General features: G+C 72.3%; 10 protein-coding genes. 3 read left to right on the top strand and 7 right to left on the bottom strand.

Going from position 1 to position 14,709, the window contains the following annotated elements; genetic code table 11:
- Positions 1-81: 81 nt before the first annotated feature.
- The gene (locus ACFQSB_RS36340; protein ID WP_354917216.1) at positions 82-660 is read left to right on the top strand and encodes a TetR/AcrR family transcriptional regulator; all 579 of its coding nucleotides are present in this window, start codon (positions 82-84) and stop codon (positions 658-660) included.
- Positions 661-741: 81 nt separating this feature from the next.
- On the opposite strand, the gene ACFQSB_RS36335 is transcribed toward ACFQSB_RS36340, so the two are convergent.
- A complete protein-coding gene (locus ACFQSB_RS36335; protein ID WP_380831549.1) occupies positions 742-4,992 on the bottom strand; it encodes a Pls/PosA family non-ribosomal peptide synthetase in 4,251 nt (1,416 codons plus the stop codon).
- Between the two features lie 44 nt (positions 4,993-5,036).
- Complete coding sequence (locus ACFQSB_RS36330; RefSeq protein ID WP_380831547.1) at positions 5,037-6,419, bottom strand: aspartate aminotransferase family protein; 1,383 nt, start codon at positions 6,417-6,419, stop codon at positions 5,037-5,039.
- Positions 6,420-6,873: 454 nt separating this feature from the next.
- On the opposite strand from ACFQSB_RS36330, the gene ACFQSB_RS36325 reads away from it, so the two are divergent.
- Positions 6,874-9,285 carry an ATP-binding protein gene (locus ACFQSB_RS36325; RefSeq protein WP_380831545.1) on the top strand — a complete coding sequence of 804 codons (2,412 nt, stop codon included), beginning with the start codon at positions 6,874-6,876 and terminating at the stop codon, positions 9,283-9,285.
- Between the two features lie 230 nt (positions 9,286-9,515).
- Here ACFQSB_RS36325 and ACFQSB_RS36320 read toward each other — a convergent pair whose 3' ends face one another.
- Genes ACFQSB_RS36320 through ACFQSB_RS36310 form a run of 3 tightly spaced genes read right to left on the bottom strand, consistent with a single transcriptional unit; the run spans position 9,516 to position 10,361 of the window.
- Positions 9,516-9,680, bottom strand: a complete 165-nt coding sequence (locus ACFQSB_RS36320; RefSeq protein WP_380831543.1) for a hypothetical protein — start codon at positions 9,678-9,680, stop codon at positions 9,516-9,518.
- Positions 9,673-10,167, bottom strand: coding sequence for an ATP-binding protein (locus tag ACFQSB_RS36315; protein WP_354837963.1), 495 nt, complete (start codon positions 10,165-10,167; stop codon positions 9,673-9,675). The genes ACFQSB_RS36320 and ACFQSB_RS36315 overlap by 8 nt, the downstream gene beginning before the upstream one ends.
- A complete protein-coding gene (locus tag ACFQSB_RS36310; protein WP_354837965.1) occupies positions 10,164-10,361 on the bottom strand; it encodes a DUF5999 family protein in 198 nt (65 codons plus the stop codon). Before ACFQSB_RS36310 ends, ACFQSB_RS36315 begins: the two co-directional genes overlap by 4 nt.
- Before the next feature lie 318 nt (positions 10,362-10,679).
- On the opposite strand from ACFQSB_RS36310, the gene ACFQSB_RS36305 reads away from it, so the two are divergent.
- Positions 10,680-11,558, top strand: a complete 879-nt coding sequence (locus tag ACFQSB_RS36305; protein ID WP_380831541.1) for a chitosanase — start codon at positions 10,680-10,682, stop codon at positions 11,556-11,558.
- 107 nt (positions 11,559-11,665) lie between these two features.
- Here ACFQSB_RS36305 and ACFQSB_RS36300 read toward each other — a convergent pair whose 3' ends face one another.
- Positions 11,666-12,037 (bottom strand): DUF742 domain-containing protein, encoded by a 372-nt coding sequence (locus tag ACFQSB_RS36300; protein WP_380831539.1) that lies wholly within the window; start codon positions 12,035-12,037, stop codon positions 11,666-11,668.
- Entirely contained in the window at positions 12,034-14,364 is a 2,331-nt protein-coding gene (locus ACFQSB_RS36295; protein ID WP_380831538.1) for a sensor histidine kinase, read from the bottom strand. The genes ACFQSB_RS36300 and ACFQSB_RS36295 overlap by 4 nt, the downstream gene beginning before the upstream one ends.
- Positions 14,365-14,709: the final 345 nt, after the last annotated feature.

Here is a 14,709-nt window from a genome sequence, read left to right as displayed (position 1 = left end):
CCGCCGGTCGGGCGGACGCCGAGCCGCCGGCAGCGAGGGCGCTCGAGGAGAGGTCCCCGCGGGGATGAGGAGGAATACGTCGTGTCGGTCACCGGTCCGCGGCCCCTGCGCGCGGACGCCCAGCGCAACCGCGACCGCCTGCTGTCCGCCGCCGTGCGCGCGTTCGCCCACGACGGGCCGGACGTGACGCTCGACGCGATCGCCAAGGACGCGGGCGTCGGCATCGGCACCCTCTACCGTCACTTCCCGACCCGCGAGGCGCTGGTCGAGGCGGCCTACCGCAACGAGCTGGCCCGGCTGTGCGACGCGGTGCCCGGGCTCCTCGCCGCCCTGCCGCCGGCCGGGGCGATGCGCGACTGGATGGACCGCTTCCTCGACTACATGACGACCAAGCGCGGCATGGCCGAGGCGCTGCGCGCGGTCATCGCCTCCGGCGGCGACCCGTACGCGCACAGCCGCGACCGGCTCATCGGCGCCGTCGAAGCGCTGCTGCGCGCCGGGGCCGAGGCGGGCACGCTGCGCGGCGATGTCGCGCCCGCCGACGTGCTGACCGCCCTGAGCGGCGTGACCCTCGCCGCCGGCGCCCCCGCGCAGCGCGACCAGGCCGGTCGTCTGCTCGACCTCCTCCTGGACGCCCTGCGCTTCGGCGCCGCCCCCTGACCCGCCGCGAGGCGGGCCGGCGCCGGGCCGCCGAGCACGGCGAGCGCGCGGAGACCGGTCACGCCGCCGGCGGGATCCCGCTCACCGTGGCACGGCCCTGACGGTCGCGGCGGCGCTGAGCTGGGTGGCGGGGTTGCCCCGCCAGTGGGAGCCCGCGCCGACCTCCTCGCCCTTCATCAGGAAGGAGTCGGAGTCGAGCGTGGCGTCCTCGCCCATGCGGACGCCGTAGTGGACCAGGGCGTTGGTGCCGATGCTGCACCGGGCGCCGATGGCGATGCGGTCGGACTTGAAGGTGCCGTCCTCCAGCGAGTGGGCCTGGATGAGGCTCTTCTGGGCCAGCGTGCACTCGTCGCCGACGGCGACCAGCGTCCGCTCCGGTATGTAGCAGCCGTCGTCGAAGATCCTGCGCCCGACGCGCACGCCGACCAGCCGCCAGGCGAGGTTCTTGTACGGGGTGCCGTTGAGCAGGTCCAGGTAGAGCGGGTTGGTGAGCTTCCACATGCGCTCGTGCCACCAGTAGTAGGGCTGGTAGATCGAGCAGAAGCGCGGGCGCAGCGTCCGGAAGCCGGTGGCCAGGCGTTCGACCAGCGCGAAGTAGGCGATGGTGAAGACCACGCCGCCCCCGAGGGCGGCCGCGATCGCCGCCGGGCCCGCCGTCTCGTACAGGCGGGCGGCGGCCATGGCCAGCAGGAGCAGGCCGAGGACGTGCAGCCACCGGGTGAGCAGGTGCAACGCGATGGTCACCGTGTTGTGCCGGTTCTTGGCGGCCAGGCGGCGGCGCAGCTCGTCGCCGGTCTTCAGGTCGTCGAAGCGGCTGTCGCGCTGCACCGAGCGCGGGATCTCGAAGCAGGGCGAGCCGAGCAGGCCGACGTCCTGCCGCGGCGGCCCGTCGATGGGCAGCATGACCTTGGTCGCCAGCAGGCAGTTGTCGCCGGCGCGGCTCTGGGCGGGGTAGGCGATGTCGTTGCCGACGAAGGTGTGCGCCCCGATCGCCGCGCGCGACAGCCGGAAGGTCCCGGCGGAGAAGTCGGCGTTGACGATCGACAGCCCGTCCGACACCATCGTGCCGCTCCCGATCGTGGCCAGGTACGGCGACTCGTGCTTGTGCTGCAGGCCGAAGTTGGACCCGGTCTGCTCGACCTTGGACAGGTCGTACCCAAGGACGCGCACGTAGGGGACGATCCAGGAGCTGTCGCCGAACAGGTGTGTGAAGACCTGCGCGTTGGTGACCCGCGAGATCGCCCGGTGCGCCCAGTAGTGGAAGCCGTAGAGCGGGTAGACCCGGCCTTCCCGCAGGGTCCGGTGCAGCAGGCGGGGCACGGTGGCCAGGAAGGCGAGCGCGGCGATCAGCCCGCCGAAGTAGATCGCCGCTGAGGCGGCCAGCGCGTCCCGGTAGGGGGCCCACGCGGTCAGATCCCTGGGGCGTGCGGTGTCGGCCCACCCGGACAGGACCGGGAACCGGGTGCCCAGCCAGTGCAAGCCGCCGATGCCCAGCGGCATCCACACGGCCAGCAGGGTCAGCAGTTGCATGGCGCCGAAGCGGGTCCTGCGCCACCGGCCGGCGTCCGCCGGTTCCAGGGCCAGGTGGTCGGGGGCGCCCGGCTGGGCGGGCGAGCCGTGCCAGCGCTCGCCGTCCGGCACCGACTGCGACGACTGGAGCGAGGAGGAGTGGCCGAGCTGGGCCCGGTCGCCGATGGAGGCGCCGATGTCGACCACCGTCTGCTCGCCGACGAACGCGCCCTCGCCGATGGTGACCGGCCCGATCTCGATCATGCCGGCGCGGGCCCGGTAACAGGTGAAGAAGGAGTCCTTGCGGATCACCGTGCCGCGGCCGATGGTCAGCAGGTCGGTGCAGACGGGGACGTTCCTGGACAGGATCAGCGTGCCGGGGCCGATCCGCGCGCCGAGCGCCCGCAGGTAGAGCACGTACAGCGGGGAGCCGGGGAACATCGCGAGCGGGCTGCTGCGCACCAGCGTCTTCACCGCCCAGAACCGCAGGTAGGCAGGGCTCCAGACCCGGATCGCCCCCGGTTTCCAGCGGCCGGCGAGCGCCCACTTGGCCGCGATCGGCGCCGCGCACAGGGTCAGCAGAACGCCCGCGCCGCACACCACCGACCGCGCGTAGATCTCGGCCGCGCCGGTGGCGCCGGCGATCCAGTGGTAGCAGCGGGCCAGCAGCAGCGCGCCGAGACAGGAGTAGCCGAGGAACAGCAGCGCCTGCGCCAGCCCGCACAGCAGGTACGCGGCGGTGCCGGCCCGGGCGGGTGCCCGGGTCGCCGGTACGGCGGGAGCGCCGGAGGCGGCCACGGGCGCGACGCCATCGAGGGTGCCGTCGAAGGCGTCGTCAAGGGCGCCGTCGCGGGCGCCGTCGAGGGCCGCCGCCAGGTCGCGGACGGTGGGGCACAGGTAGACGTCCTTGATCGACACCGGGGGCAGGTCGCCGCGTTCCCGCACCCGGGCGCAGAACCGCGTCATCAGCAGCGAGTTGGCGCCCAGTTCGTCGAAGAAGTGGCTGTCGACCGACACCTGCTCCACGCCGACCACGCCGGCCAGCACGTCGGCGAGTGTGCGCTCGGCGGCGGTCGCCGGGTGCACGCGGGGCCGCGCCGTGGACAGGGCGCGGGGGCCGGTGGGGGGCGGCAGGTTCCTGCGGTCGGCCTTGCTGCTCAGCAGCATCGGGATGCCGGGCAGCGGCTCCAGGTAGGCCGGGATCATGTACCCGGGCAGGCGCCCGCGCAGCTCGCGGTAGACGCGCTCGGGGTCCACCTCGGGCGCGTCGCCGCGCGAGCTGTAGTAGGCGACCAGCTCCACCACCCCCGGCTCCGGCTCGTGGGTGTCCACGACGGCCTGGGCGACGCCGGGCACCTGGAGCAGCACCGACTCGATCTCCGACAGCTCGACCCGGTAGCCGTTGATCTGCACCTGGGTGTCGATGCGGCCGTGGTACTCGATCTCGCCGTCGGCGTTGATCCGCCCGAGGTCCCCGGTCCGGTAGATGCGGCCGGAGGGGTTGTCGGGGATGCCGAGGAAGTCGGGGATGAACGCCCGCTCGGTCAGGTCGTCGCGGTTGACGTACCCGCGGGCCAGCCCGACGCCGGCGATGCCGATCTCGCCCAGCTCACCGGGGGGCAGCGCCCGGGGCCCTGCCGGGTCGAGGACGGCGACCGCGTAGGTCGGCAGCGGGACGCCCAGCGTCACCGGCCGCGCGGGGTCGAGCACCGCCCAGGTGGCGGTGACGGTGGCCTCGGTCGGGCCGTAGACGTTCAGGAACCGGCGGCCGGGACGGTGCCAGCGGCGCACCAGGTCGGCCGGGCACGCCTCCCCCGAGACCAGCAGGAACCGCAGGCCGGGCAGGTCCTCCTCCAGGGTGGCCAGCAGGGTCGGCACGCAGCACAGCGCGGTGACCCGCCGGGCGCGCAGGAAGTCGGCCAGGTCGCGGCCGAGCAGCGTCGCCCCCGGCGGCCGGGGCACGAGCGTCGCCGCCGACAGCAGGGGCACCCAGATCTCCTCCACCGAGAAGTCGAAGGCGATGGTCATGCCCTGGTACACCCGCTCGCCCGGCGCGATGCCGTAGGCGTCGACGGCGACGCGGACGAAGTTGCAGATGGAGGTGTGCTCGACGGCCACGCCCTTCGGCCGGCCCGTGGAGCCGGAGGTGTAGACGATGTAGCACAGCTCGCCGGCCGGTCGCCCGTGCTCACCGTGCTCACCGTGCTCACCGTGCTCATCGTGCTCACTGTGCTCACTGTGCTCACTGTGCTCATGGCGCTCGCCGTGCTCGCCGCACTCGTCGCGGGTGAGCCGGCGGCCGTCCTCGGCCTCGATCAGCGGCTCGGCCTCGTCCAGGCACAGGATGGGGGCGCCGGCGTGCTCGACCCGGTCGCGCAGGTGCGTCAGGGTCAGCACGGCGCGCACGCCGGCGTCCTGGACGATGTAGGCGATGCGGTCGGCGGGGAAGCCCGGGTCCAGCGGCACGTACGTCGCGCCGATCTTCGAGACGGCGAGCATGCCGGCGTAGGACCACACGGCCCGGTCGAAGACCAGCGCGACGCGGTCGCCGGGGCGCGTGCCCCGTCCCAGCAGGTGGCGGGCGAGCCGGTTGGCCCGCGCGTCCAGCTCCTCGTAGGTGAGCGTGACCTCTCCGGCGTCCACCGCCCGCCGGTCCTGCTCGCCCGCGGTGCGCAGCCGGTCGCACAGGTCCTCGAACAGGTGGTGCAGGCGCTCGCCGTCCCACCGCCTGGACGTGTACGGGCCGCTCGCGCCGACGAGCACGTGCCCGGGCGGCGGCCGGTCGGCGCGCCGGGCGTCCTGGACCTCGGCCTGTCTGGTCATGCTGCCTCCATCAACCTCCCGCGGACCCCCGTGGCGACCGGCCGTCAGGCCGGCACCGGGCAGCACGCGGCGATGGCCTCGACGAGGATGGAGCACCCGGTCTCGACGACGTCGGCGGTCACGTTCAGGGGAGGCAGGATCCGCACGACGCAGTCGGCGCGCCCGCCGACCTCGATGATCAGCCCCCTGCGCAGCGCGACCTCCTGGACGCGGTGCGCCAGGTCGGTGGCCGGGGCGCCGTCGCCGGGGTCGGCCAGCTCGACGCCCCACATCAGGCCGACGCCGCGCACCTCGCGGACCCACGGGCCGACGGTCAGCGGGGCCAGCCGCCGGGCGATCTGCTCGCCTCGCCGCCGGACGTTGCCCAGGACGTCGTCGCGGCGCATGACGCGGACGGCCTCGGCCCCGGCGGCGAACGCGAGCTGGTTGCCGCGGAAGGTGCCGATGTGCGCTCCGGGCGCCCACACGTCCAGCCGCCGGTCGTACAGAATGATCGCGACGGGCAGGCCCATGCCGCTCAGGCCCTTGGAGGCGACGATCACGTCCGGTTCGATGTCGTACCGCTCGAAGGCGAACCAGGTGCCCGTGCGCCCGCAGCCGGTCTGCACCTCGTCCACGATGAGGGGGATGTCCAGCTCGCGGGTCAGCTCGCGCACCCGGCGGACGAACGCCCGGCGGGCGGGGATGACGCCTCCCTCACCCTGGACGATCTCCAGGATCACCGCGGCGGGCAGCGGGACGCCGCCGTTCCCGTCGCGCAGCGACCGTTCGAGCTGCCCGGCGCAGTTGGTGTCGCAGGTGCTCGGGACCAGGCCGAGGGGGCAGCGCGCGCAGTAGGAGTAGGGGGAGAAGTGGACGCCGGGCACGCCGTTGGCCACCGGCTGCTTCTGCCGCACCAGGCCGGTGAGCGCCATGGCCGCGTGGCCGCTGCCGTGGAAGCCGCCCTGGAACGCAACGACGTCCCCACGGCCGGTGGCGATCTTGCACAGCTTGACCGCGGCGTCGACGGCGTCGCCGCCGGTGGGCCCGCAGAAGTGGACCTTCATGCGGTCGCGCATCCCGGCGGGGAGCATGGAAAGCTGCGCCTCGGTGAAGGCGTCCTTGGCGGGGGTGGGGAAGTCCAGGCCGTGGGTGAGCCGGGTGAGCTGCGCCGTGGCGGCGCGCACCAGTTCGGGATGGTTGTGCCCGAGGGAGAGCACGCCCGCGCCGGTCAGGAAGTCGATGAAGACGTTGCCGTCCAGGTCGCGCACGAAGCTGCCGGACGCCTCCGCGATGGCGATGGGCAGGCGGCGCGGGTAGGTGCGCGCGTTCGACTCGCGGACGGCCTGCCGGCCGAGCAGTTCGGCGGAACGGGGACCGGGCAGGTCGCACTCCACATAGGGGTGGGGAAGAATATCGGATTTGGCGCTGGGATCGGCCAGACTCATCGGGCTCTCCTCTCAAGGCCGCCGACGTGCTGGTTCCTTTCAACGCGGGCCGACGTGTTCGCTCCTCCTGTTCTGCTGCTTTCCGGCCGGCTTCGCATATGTAGTGGCTTGGTCCGGTATCGACGGTCGAAGAGGCCCTTCGCGAGTCATGGCCTCAGGTACACGGTTACGATTCCACCGGGCCTACCTGCACAAACTCCTCAATCCACCCCGCATTACGGCAAGTGCCGCATTCGGTGTCCCGTGCGCGGCTGCCTCTTTTCCGGCGTTCTTCTGGCCGGACGGAAAAGGGCGCCGGCCGCCTGCGGAATGCGCTCCCCATCAAAGTTTTGCGGGCACCTGACGTTATCCGGGCGATACGGCGGTGCGCGGGCGACCCTCGGAGGGTAGGGGTCGATGATGCCGACTTGCGGAGCAAAGCGCACTTTCCGGGGTCGGCCTGGTAGGTGAGGAAATGGTATCGAGTTCCGCGAACCGTCGGCCGGCACAAGGGCTGCCCGCCGACGCCACGAGCTTCGTCGGACGCCGGCAGGAGATGGCCGAGGTCAAGACGCTGCTGTCCAGGTCCCGGCTGGTGACCCTCACCGGGTTCGGCGGGGTCGGCAAGACGAGGCTGGCCGCACGGGCCGCCCAGGACGTGCAACGGGCCTTCGCCGACGGCGTCTGGTTCGTCGACCTGTCCGCCGTGGACGATCCTGACCTGCTCGTCCCGACCCTGCTGGAGGTCCTGGAGATCGAGGAGCGGTCCAGCCGTCCTTCGATGGCGGCGCTCGCCGATCACCTGGCCGACAAGAAGGCCCTGCTCATCCTGGACAACTGCGAGCACATGCTGCACGACTGCGCGATGCTCGCCGATGACCTCCTGGCCGTCGCGGACGGGGTGAGGATCATCGTCACGAGCAGGGAGCCGCTGCGCATCCACGGCGAGCGCACCCTCGTCGTGCGCCCTCTCCCCGTCCCCGACGGCGGCGGGGTGAACCTGTCGACGCAGGCGCTCGCCGAAGTGGACGCGGTGCGGCTGTTCGTGGAGCGCGCCGACGCGGTGCTGCCGGGCTTCTCGGTCACCGACGACAACCGCGACGCCGTGGAGCAGATCTGCCGGCGCCTGGACGGCATCCCCCTGGCCATCGAGCTGGCGGCGGTACGGCTGCGCGCGCTGTCGGTCCAGCAGCTCCTCGACCGGCTGGATGACCGGTTCAGGATGCTGACGACCGGGTCACGGACGGCCGCCCCGCGCCAGCGGACGCTGCGCGGCCTGGTCGACTGGAGCTACGGGCTGTGCACCGAGCCCGAACGGCTCCTGTGGGCCCGCGCGTCGGTGTTCTCCGGCGGTCTGGACCTGGAGGCGGCCGAGGCGGTCTGCTCCGGCGACGGCATCGCCCGCGAGGACGTCGTGGACGTGATCAGCGGCCTGGTGGACAAGTCCGTGCTGGTGCGTGAGGAGCACTCCGTGGGCGTGCGCTACCGGCTGCTGGACACCGTCCGCCAGTACGGCAGAGACAGGCTGGCCGAGTCCGGTGGGCAGGCGGCGCTGCGGCGCAGGCACCGCGAGTTCTACCGCGCGCTGGCGCGGCAGGCGCAGGCGCTGGTCTTCACCAGCGCCCAGCTCCACTGGCAGCGCAGGCTCCGGCTGGAGCACCCCAACCTGAGGGTGGCCCTGCACGCCTGCTTCGACGACGGCGACGCCGAGGACGGCCTGCGCATGGCCACGGACCTGCTCTACCACTGGAAGACCATGTACCTGGTCGGGGAGGGACGCCGCTGGCTGGAGGACGGCCTGGCCAAGGTCACCGCGCCGTGCGAGTCACGGGCCTGGGCGCTGTGCTGCGCGAGCTGGATGGCGATCATGATGGGCCACGACCAGGCGGCGGCCGGGATGGCCGACGAGGCGCGGGAACTGGGGGAGACGCTGGATCTGCCCTCCTTGATCGCCTACGCCTCCCTGTTCTCGGGCATGGCGGCGGTCTACCGCGGCGAGATCGACGCGGCGGTCGAGATCTACGAGCGGTCGCTCGCCGGACATCGCGCCGCGGGGGACGAGCGGGGTCAGGTACTGACCCTGACCAGGCTCTGCCTCACCTACGGGCGCAAGAGGGACGTGGAGCGGGCGGCCGCGGCCGGCGAGGAGGCGATCCGCATCTGCGACGCCCGCGGCGAGAGCTGGCACCGCGCCTATGCCGTCATGGCCCTCGGCGTGCTGGCCTGGCGCGAGGGCGACATGGCGCGCGCCGTCGCCCTGGAGAAGGAGAGCCTCCGGTTCAACGGCACGCTGGACGACCGGCTCGGCGTGGGGATCAACCTGGACGTGCTCGCCTGGGTCTCCGCCGCCGAACACGACTACGAGCGGGCGGCCCGGCTGATCGGCGCGCTGTGGAACATCTGGCAGACGTCAGGCAGGCCGCTGTTGCAGTTCGGCCACCTGCTCGTCTACCACGAGGAGTGTGAGGCGAGCATCCTCCAGGCGCTCGGCGAGCCCGCCTTCCGGTCGGCGCTGGGCCAGGGCGCGCGGCTGTCGTTCGACGAGGCGCTCGCCTACGCCATGGAGGAGAGCACGCCCGCCGTCCCGAGCGCGCGGCCCGCTGCCACCTCCTCGCCGCTGACCCGCAGGGAGATGGAGATCGCCCGGCTGGTCGCCAAGGGGCTGAGCAACAAGGGCATCGCCACGACGCTGGTCATCGCGCAGCGCACGGCCGAGGGGCACATCGAGCACATCCTGAGCAAACTCGGCTTCCACTCACGTGCGCAGATCGCCGTGTGGGTGGCCGAGCAGGATCGGCGCGCGGCGGCGCAGGACAGCCGCGGCCTCTCATCGGCCATGGCGTCGCCGGACGGCCGGGCGGCCGGCGGGGCCCGGCGCCGGCACTGACGGCGGACCGCCCGGCGGCCGAACCGCCGGGGAGCGAAACCGCCGGGGAGGAAACCGCGGGGAGGGAAAGCGCCGGAGGGCGAACCGCCCGGGGCGAGATCGGCCGGGGGCCGGCGAGCCGGGCCTGCCGTCGGGACGCCGGGACGCCGGGTGCGGGCCCCGCCGGCCGCCCCGGCGTCACCGGGGGAGGGGGCGGGCCCGGAGGGCGGCCCGGGAGGCTGGTCGCGCCGTCAGTACGGGAGCATCCTGCGCCCGGACGGTGTGCGCAGGTCCTGGACCTCCTCTGCCAGGCGGCGCCGCGCCCGGCGCATCTGGAAGCGGCGCGGCCGGTACGCCTGCCCGTCGGCGGGGACCGCGGCGGGATCGGTCCGGCCGCGGCGCGGATCGTCAGTCATCGTCCCCGTTCCCCTCGGCGCCGGCCGGCGTGCCCGCGGGCTCGCAGGCCAGTTCGAACCAGACGACCTTCCCGGTGGACAGCGGGTGGCTGCCCCAGGATGTGGAAAGCGCTTGCATCAAGTACATGCCGCGTCCGCCCTCATCCCCCTCGTGGACCTCCCGGACCTGGGGAAGGGCGGGGTTGGTGTCCTGGACCTCGCAGCGCAGAGTCCCGTCGTCCATGGCGAGCGACATGACCGCACCCCACGAATGGCGCATGGCGTTGGTGACCACCTCGCTGACCAGCAGTTCCACCACGTCGGACTGCGCCGCGAGCCCCCAGTCGGACAGCTTGCCGCGCACCCGCCTGCGGGTCTTCGGCACGGTGGTCGGCTCGGGGACCAGCACCCATGACGCGCGCTTGCCGCTCTCGCGCGCCGGCCAGAGATGGACGGCGGCTCGGGCGTACCTGTGGGAGGACGCCCCGGGCGTGTAGGTCGTGGTCATGCGGCACATCCATAGGCGAAGCGGTGGACGGGAGGGACGCTGCGGCCGTCGGGGAGCAGCTCACCCGTGTCGTCGAAGACGACCACACCGTTGCAGAGCAGCCCCCACCCCTGTTCCGGGTGGAACGCCACGAGGCAGGCCGCTTCGTGATCGACAGCGTTCGCCGGCGGGCACTGCGGTTCGTGTTGACACATGGCTGGCACCTGAATCCGATGTGATCTCTCGTTGGTGGGCTGTGGTCTTCACCGACATGTCGAGCATCGCCCAACGGGCACATACCTAGTAACGGGACAACTACCCCCATTGATACCCATTCCACGCAAACGGGTACTGATTCTTTACCTTGGCGGGTGTCTGGCCTGACCGGCGGAGACGAACCCGGCCCGGGCGATCTACCTCACCATCGGCCGCCGCGCCCCTCGCGCGGACCTTCTCGCGGAATCCGTTGACACGCCTTCGCGGATAGTGCTTCGATTCGTTAGTAAAGTTTCCTAACGAGTAGTGGAGGCCAGATGCCGATCCCCCCGGCTCTACGGCACTTGCGCGCGCGCGTCCTGGTGGCGCCGGCGCTGGCCGTGGCACTGATCCCGGCCTGCGGCGCGGGCGGGAACGCGGCCGTCGCGGCCACGGCCGGCCACGCGGCGACGGCGGCGGGCAAAGCGCAGGTGAAGGCAGCGGCGGTCGACCTCACCGACCCGCACAAGAAGGACATCGCCATGCAACTGGTGTCGAGCGCGGAGAACTCCTCGCTCGACTGGCGCGCCCAGTACGGCTACATCGAGGACATCGACGACGGGCGCGGCTACACCGCCGGCATCATCGGGTTCTGCTCCGGCACCGGGGACATGCTGGAGCTCGTCGAGCTCTACACCCAGCGCAAGCCGGGCAACGTCCTGGCAAAGTACCTGCCCGCGCTGCGCTCGGTCGACGGCACCGACTCCCACAAGGGACTCGACCCGAACTTCACCAAGGACTGGAAGACCGCGGCCAAGGACACCGCCTTCCAGACCGCCCAGAACGACGAGCGTGACCGGGTGTACTTCAACCCGGCGGTCAAGCAGGCGAAGACGGACGGCCTGCGCGCCCTCGGCCAGTTCATCTACTACGACGCCATCGTCATGCACGGCCCCGGCAACGACTCGGTCAGCTTCGGCGGCATCCGCAAGACCGCCCTGAAGAAGGCCAAGCCGCCGGCGCAGGGCGGCGACGAGAAGACCTACCTCAACGCCTTCCTCGACGCCCGCAAGGCGGCCATGAAGACCGAGGAGGCCCACAGCGACACCACCAGGGTGGACACCGAGCAGCGGGTCTTCCTCAAGGCGGGCAACCTCGACCTCGACCCCCCGCTGTCCTGGAAGGTCTACGGCGACAGCTACCACATCGCCTCCTAGCCCGCCCCGGCGGACGAACGCGGCGGGCCCCCACCGGAAAGACCGGTGGGGGCCCGTGTCGCGTGTGAGGCGGCCTCAGCGGGCCGGCGGGCGCGTGCCGGGGGAGCTCACAGGGCCCGCAGACCCTGGATCACCTCGCGCAGCAGGCGCTCCTCGGGCAGCTGCGACACCGTCGCCGGCGGCCGCACGGAGACGAGCTGGTGGTCGCGCAGGTCGCCGAGCAGGACGCGGGTGACCCCGAGCGACAGGCCGCTCTCGGAGGCCAGGTCGACCACGGACATGGGCTGGGCGGCGCACATGCGCAGGATCAGCAGGTGCTCGGGGCTGAGCCCCGGATGCGGCCGGCCACCCGGCTCGGCCCTGACGATCGCGACCATGTCGAAGGCGGGGCCCGTGGGCCGGGTGCGGCCCCGGGTGACGGTGTAAGGACGGATGAGGGGACCGGCGTCCTGGTCCAGCCAGCGTTCTCCCTCGCTCATGACGCGTTCCCCTCACCCTCGTGCGCCCGCTCCCAGCCCGCCCGGAATGAAGAGAACATGTCGGGAGAGGGCTGGAGCGGTTCGGCGTCGGCGCGATCTTCGCGCGGGCCGCCCGCCTGCTCCGCCGCCCGGCCGGGCGCCGGCGCCGCCTCGCGGAGCTGAGGCGCCAGGCTGGCCTGGCGCACCCGGTGCGGCAGGCCGGTGGCACGGCGGCGCCCCTTGCCGTCGTCGCCGGCGCCGTTCGCCCCGTTGGTCCTGTTGGTCCTGCTGGCCCCGTTCGCCTGGTGGGCGCCGCCCGCCTCGGCGGTGGAGCGGTTCGCCGCGGAGGGCTGGCCGTTGCCGGCGCCCAGCGCCGCGGTCAGGCTCCGGCCGGCGCCGAACCATCCTTCCTGCCCGGTGAGGTCCCGCACCGAGTACGGCTCGGGGGACGGCTCGCTGGGTATCACCAGGTTCTCGGGCACCAGCACGATCGCCGTGGTGCCCCCGTAGGGCGAGGGCCGCAGCGAGACGCGGATCTCGCGCCGGGCCGCGAGCCGGCCGACGACGAACAGGCCGAGCCGGTCGCTGTCGGCCAGGTCGAACTCCGGCGGGTCGGCCAGCCGCTGGTTGATCTGTTCCAGCTCTTCGGGGCTGAGGCCGAGGCCCCGGTCCTCGATCTCGATCGCGAAGCCCCGGGCGACCATCTCGCCGCGGACCTCGACGTGGGTCTGCGGCGGCGAGAACATCGTCGCGTTCTCCACCAGCTCGGCGAGCAGGTGGATGACGTCGGTGGCGGCCGTCCCGGCCAGCGACATGCTCTCCGGCATGGTCACGTGCACGCGCAGGTAGTCCTCGACCTCCTCCACGGCGGCGCGGACGACGTCGTACAGCGGGATCGGGTTGCGCCATCCGCGTCCGGGGACGGCGCCGGACAGGATGATCAGGCCCTCGGCGTGCCGCCGCATGCGGGTGGTGAGGTGGTCGATGCCGAACAGCTCGTCGAGCAGTTCCGGCTCGGTGACCTTGCGCTCGATGGCGTCCAGCATGGTCAGCTGGCGGTGCAGCAGCGACTGGTTGCGGCGGGCCAGGTTGAGGAAGACCTTGCCGACGCCCTTGCGGATCTCGGCCTGACCCACGGCCGCCTCGATGGCGGTGGTCTGCACCGAGGTGAACGCCTCGCCGACGTTGGCGATCTCCTCGGTCGGCCCGGCGGCGATGGGCGGGGTCTCGGCGGCCACGTCGACGTCCTCGCCCTGGCGAAGCCGCTGGACCACCCGGGGCAGGCGCTGGCCGGCCAGCTCGAGCGCGGCGCGCTGCAGTTCGATCAGCTCGCCGGTGATGCGCCGGCCGAACCGGACCGAGACGTAGAGCGAGACGCCCACGGCGATGATGCCCAGCAACAGGGTGAGGACGATGCGCCACAGGATCACGCCGGCGAGCGGGACGGCGCGGTCGGCGATCCGCTGCGACACGATCGCGTTCTGCCGGTCGAAGGCCTGCGTCAGCGACAGGATGTTGGGTCCCCAGCTGCCCGAGCCGCCGGGCAGCCTCCTGCCGGGCTGCACGTCCTGGGTGACCTGGTCCTCCACGGAGGCGAACCGGGTGTAGGTCGGGGAGTTCTGCAGCACCAGGTACGGCTGGCGCAGGTCGGGGTCCAGGAGCTGGAAGCCCATGTCGTAGACCATCCTGCGCTTGGTCACCATCGTGGTGAACACCGTGCGCTCGTCGCTGGTCATCGAGCCCGCGCGCACGACGCCGGCGAGCAGGGCGGCCTGCTCGCTCATCAGGTCGCGGCTGCGGTCGATCAGCGTGACGGCCCTGGTCGGCGGGCCTATCTCCAGGTCGCCGGCGAACTTCAGGCTGTCGTAGACGCGGCCGACGGCGTCGGAGATCAGGCGGTAGGCGTCCAGGGTCAGCAGCCGGCTGAAGCTGCGCGAGTCCACCCGCGCCCGGATGTCCGGCAGGCGGTGGGTGGTCTCGATCAGCTCGGTCACCCGCTGGTACATCTGCGGGCTCGACTCCTGCTCGGCGGCGCTGTCCAGGACGGCCTTCTCCAGGGCGGCCCGCGCCTGGTCGGTCCTGACGCGCTGCGCCTCGAGATCGCTGCGGTCGGTGGCGGCGCCCGAGCTGAGGTAGATGACCGACTGGTAGCGCTCTTCCTGGATCTGCGAGGCGACGTTTCCGGTGGGGACGACCAGCGTCTCGTAGATCGTCCGGACCCGGAGAAGATCGAGACCGCTCTGGACGGTGATCATCGCCGAGTACGCCCAGATCCCCAGCAGGGACAGCAACGGCACCAGTACCAGGGTCAGGATCTTAACTTTGATGGACCTTTTACGCCCGCCCATGTGACCTCGCAGGGGAACCGCATCGTTACACGCGGGTTATTGGTGGCGAAACAGTATCAACGTGGGTCAGGGGGAGGTAGGGCCCTTGAGTAACTAAACGGGGGTGTTTCGGAGTAGTAACCATCCCATACTGGTCAATGTCGTCTGGTTGTCAGACAATATTTCCCATGCAGCACCACCCCTCCTCGAACCTCGCCGGAACGGCCGCCGTGGTGGCCGCCGCCGTCCTGTGGGGCACCGCCGGGACGGCGGGCGCCCTCGCGGCCGGCGGCACGGCCGACCCCGTGACGCTGGCCGCCGCCCGCCTGGTCATCGGCGGCGCGGTCCTCGCCGCGGCGGCCGGGC

The organism is Sphaerisporangium rhizosphaerae, assembly GCF_042665155.1.
Classification (GTDB): Bacteria; Actinomycetota; Actinomycetes; order Streptosporangiales; family Streptosporangiaceae; genus Sphaerisporangium; species Sphaerisporangium rhizosphaerae.
This window is presented reverse-complemented; position numbering and strand designations above follow the sequence as displayed.

Bases quoted from the DNA above. Each gene is read 5' to 3' on its own strand.
- ACFQSB_RS36335 (WP_380831549.1), bottom strand. From the start codon at position 4,992: ATGACCAGACAGGCCGAGGTCCAGGACGCCCGGCGCGCCGACCGGCCG.
- ACFQSB_RS36305 (WP_380831541.1), top strand. From the start codon at position 10,680: ATGCCGATCCCCCCGGCTCTACGGCACTTGCGCGCGCGCGTCCTGGTG.
- ACFQSB_RS36320 (WP_380831543.1), bottom strand. From the start codon at position 9,680: ATGACTGACGATCCGCGCCGCGGCCGGACCGATCCCGCCGCGGTCCCC.
- ACFQSB_RS36330 (WP_380831547.1), bottom strand. From the start codon at position 6,419: ATGAGTCTGGCCGATCCCAGCGCCAAATCCGATATTCTTCCCCACCCC.
- ACFQSB_RS36300 (WP_380831539.1), bottom strand. From the start codon at position 12,037: ATGAGCGAGGGAGAACGCTGGCTGGACCAGGACGCCGGTCCCCTCATC.
- ACFQSB_RS36325 (WP_380831545.1), top strand. From the start codon at position 6,874: ATGGTATCGAGTTCCGCGAACCGTCGGCCGGCACAAGGGCTGCCCGCC.
- ACFQSB_RS36310 (WP_354837965.1), bottom strand. From the start codon at position 10,361: ATGTGTCAACACGAACCGCAGTGCCCGCCGGCGAACGCTGTCGATCAC.
- ACFQSB_RS36295 (WP_380831538.1), bottom strand. From the start codon at position 14,364: ATGGGCGGGCGTAAAAGGTCCATCAAAGTTAAGATCCTGACCCTGGTA.
- ACFQSB_RS36315 (WP_354837963.1), bottom strand. From the start codon at position 10,167: ATGACCACGACCTACACGCCCGGGGCGTCCTCCCACAGGTACGCCCGA.